The organism is Okeania sp. SIO2F5 (assembly GCF_010692685.1).
Taxonomy (GTDB): domain Bacteria; phylum Cyanobacteriota; class Cyanobacteriia; order Cyanobacteriales; family Microcoleaceae; genus Okeania; species Okeania hirsuta.
On the sequence record NZ_JAAHGU010000129.1, the window covers coordinates 1 to 3,658 of the forward strand.

General features: G+C 32.9%; 2 protein-coding genes. Both read left to right on the forward strand.

Translation table 11 applies throughout. From position 1 onward, the window contains the following. The first annotated feature begins 35 nt into the window (after positions 1 to 35). Positions 36 to 182: a hypothetical protein gene (locus F6K27_RS26430; RefSeq protein ID WP_287277487.1), complete on the forward strand. Its 147-nt coding sequence runs from the start codon at positions 36 to 38 to the stop codon at positions 180 to 182. A 965-nt stretch (positions 183 to 1,147) separates the two neighbouring features. Further along, positions 1,148 to 3,115: a WD40 repeat domain-containing serine/threonine-protein kinase gene (locus tag F6K27_RS26435; protein WP_287277489.1), complete on the forward strand. Its 1,968-nt coding sequence runs from the start codon at positions 1,148 to 1,150 to the stop codon at positions 3,113 to 3,115. Positions 3,116 to 3,658: the final 543 nt, after the last annotated feature.

Genomic DNA, 3,658 nt, shown 5'->3' on the forward strand with positions numbered 1-3,658 from the left:
ATGTATACTGGATAAACTATTAATATTTGTGTCTAATGATGACATCGAATCATAATTATACACGCATCATTCATCCAGACACGCTCATCATAGATTATAGTGCTGGCCTTCTGATGCGTTTAGGTAACTATAGTTTAATTCAATCATATCTGGTGTTAGTTAAGGATGGTCAAATTATTTAAACTTTAGCTATAAAACTACTATTTTACAAATATTATATTACGCGTAGCATAATGTAGAATGTGCTGAAATGAAACTAACGATTCAAAAAGACTATACTACGATACTATAATAATTTTGAGTTATATCATGTCCGGTTAAACAGTTATAAATAGAGGACTCAGGAGTCAGGAGTCAGGAGTCAGGAGTCAGTAGTAGAAGGAGGGAAGAGGAGAAGGAGAAGAAAGTTTTTTTTGATCACTAATTATCTGGACATGATATTAATGCCTAAAGTGGCTGATTGCTTAGGTTAGGTATGATTTTAATTAGAAGTTAGACTATAAGTTGACTATTTAGTTTCTGAGTTGCCACTGAATATGTGACAAAAAATTGATGTAACTCGGCAAAACATTTTGATTATCCGATAAATATTTTATATACATACGAAATATAACGTAGACAAATATTAAACTTAGATAAGTTTAAAGTCTAATCGGCTATTTAGGCTTTAAAAAATTTATCTCTTTATTTTGGTCATTCCCTAAATTATTGTACATTTAAATTGTGAATTATATAGCAATAGACAGGTAGGTGAGGACATAGACTCATAATGCTCCGAATCAGGGGAAATATTTTTCCCACTGTTCTTTCACAGGAGTGCGCGTTCCCTCTCTTGGTCAGCGTTCCCATGGCGAGAATACCTTGCCTGTTACAGAGGACTTAAAGCTTTTTCCTACGGAATTCTGCGCAGCATTTTTGCGCAGCAAAACGCCGACGCGGGGTCGCACCACTGTTCCCTGCTATAGATATTAACTTTAAAAATAGTAATAGTAGCTGGAAATATCTTATTTGTTATTTTTACTATTTTCAAAATAAGTGTATATTAGCTTAACAGAGAATATAAAATCTAAATGCGTCTTAGCTTAATCATTAAGCTTCACTCGATTTTCAAACACCAAAAAAAGCTCTACTGAATTAGACAGCTATTATGAGCTACTGTATTAATCCTAATTGCTTCTACCCAGAAAATCAGAATAATCCTTTATATTGTACAGCTTGTGGCTCCAAATTATTAATTGAAGGACAATATCAAGCTGTCAAAAAACTTAGGGTTCTTGACTGGGGAACTATTTATGAAGTTAAAAGAGAAGAAACCACAGAAATTCTCAAAGTATTACATATAAATAGTCCTGAATCTGTCTCTCAATTTCAACAACAAGCCAAAATATTAGCGCAACTGAATCATCCTGGAATTCCTCAAGTCAAACCTGGTAGTTATTTTACATTTATACCGAGAAACAGTAATCAAAAATTACACTGTTTAGTTAGAGAAAAAGTTCCTGGAGAAAATCTACAAACTTGGTTGGGAAAAAACAATTTACCCATTAATCAAGAATTAGCTGTTGAATGGTTAAATCAACTCATAGAAATCTTAGACTTATTACACGAAAAACAATTTTTCTATCAAAATATTCAACCTAGTAATATTATTCTCCGTCCCAATGGGCAATTAACATTAACTAATTTTTCTCTAGAGCTACAGTCTGTACAATCTGATTTTGTGGCTCTCGGATATATGTTTATTTACTTGTTAACTGGTCAGCCTGCATCTACATTTTTAAATTCTGATACTAAGACCTTAAATTGGCGAGATAAAGTTTCTCAAATATCCCCAAAATTAGTAGATTTTATTGATGACTTAATTTCACAACAACATCCAGAAAATTATCAGACTATTCTACATCAGTGGAGACAGATAAAAGATGATTTATCTCAATCTTTGATACAAAAAAAATATCATCCATTAAAAAGCAAATTCTTATTAGGTAGTGCAATTTTACTTCTGGGGATTGGCGCTACTCAAATTATTAGTCATTTGCCAAAACAATTTAATTCCGGTTTATTTTCTCCAGAGCGGTCAAAGGAAATTAAATCTGATAATCTAGAGAAATTTTTATCTAAAAATCAAGGCAAATTTCTAGTAGGTGGAATAATTTTCATCCTCGCTATAGGAGGCAGTCATTTTGTTGGTTATTTTCGGATTCATCCCAAATATTTAAAGTTAAGTCTGCCCAATGGAGTTTCCTTAGAAGAAACTTTTAATACAGATTCAGAAAGAGTTTATTCTGTAGTTATTAGTCAAGACGGTCAAATTTTAGCTTGTGGTAATGGTAATGGTACTATTCAAGTTTGGAATTTAGAAACAAGAGAAGAATTAGGTATAATTGAAGGCCATACTAATGATGTAGTAGCGATCGCTCTCAGCCAAGATGGAAATATATTAGCTAGTGGTAGTTATGATGGGACGATAAAAATTTGGCATTTAGCAACCGAAACAGAACTAACTTTGCAAAGTCATTTTATGCGAGTTACTTCTATTGCTATTAGTCCTGATGGAGAAAAATTAGTGAGTGGCAGTAGCGATGATTCCATCAAAATTTGGCATATACCTACAGGTAAAATGCTACATACTTTTCGCGGTCATTCTGACAGTATTTATGCAGTTGATATTAGTTCGAATGGGAAAATATTAGTCACAGGAAGTCAGAATAATATTAAAACTTGGAATCTGGAAACTGGAACAGAAATTTACACATTAGTCGGTCATCATGGCAGAATTTTATCTGTGACTGTCAGTCCTGATGGCGACAAAATAGCAAGTGGTAGTAGCGATAAAAATATTAAAATTTGGCAACTAGAAACAGGAAAAATTTTACGCACTTTACGCGGTCATACTAATGATGTTAATTCTGTAGTTATTAGCCCAGATAGTCAAACTTTAGTTAGTGCAAGTAGCGACCATACTATCAAAATTTGGCATCTAGAAACAGGGAAACTTTTACGCACTATAAAAGGGCATTCTCGATGGGTTAATTCCGTTGCATTTAGTTCTGATGGAGAAATTTTAGCTAGTGGTAGTTTCGATCAAACTGTTAAGCTTTGGAAATTGGGATAAGAAGGAAGAAGGAAGAAGGAAGAAAAAATACCGAAGTTGGCTTTAGTTATCTACAATAGAAGCAAAAATAGCCTTGTCTGAGTTTTCAGTTTTTGAGATGTCAAATACAGTTATGACTACTGCTATAAATCAAGAAGTGAGGAGTAGGGAGTATTCAATAATTAATAATTGATAATTACCTCTCCCTAAAAGCAATGAAGATTGACTGAAAGGAAAATTTTTTCTTATTTCTCTTTGAAAGGAGAGGCTTTAAACTTTAATTATTCGGTAAGATTTGCCTTGTATAGTTTTTTCATCAATTGTCCACATTTTATATTAGATATTACCTTCAAAAACTAAGTTTTAAGGATTAACTAAATTATGTTTTTTCCTGATTTCCATTGGTAGACAGAAGTTGGCTTTAGTTATCTAGGCGATTAGTTATCTACAACAGAAGGAAAAATAGTGTTGTCTGAGTTTTTAGCTTTTGAGATGTCAAATACAGTTATGGCAACTGCTATAAATCAAGGAGTAAGGAGTGAGGAGTAGGGAGATTTGCCTTGT

Coding starts and splice junctions, on each gene's coding strand:
- F6K27_RS26430 (WP_287277487.1), top strand. CDS start 36: ATGATGACATCGAATCATAATTATACACGCATCATTCATCCAGACACG.
- F6K27_RS26435 (WP_287277489.1), top strand. CDS start 1,148: ATGAGCTACTGTATTAATCCTAATTGCTTCTACCCAGAAAATCAGAAT.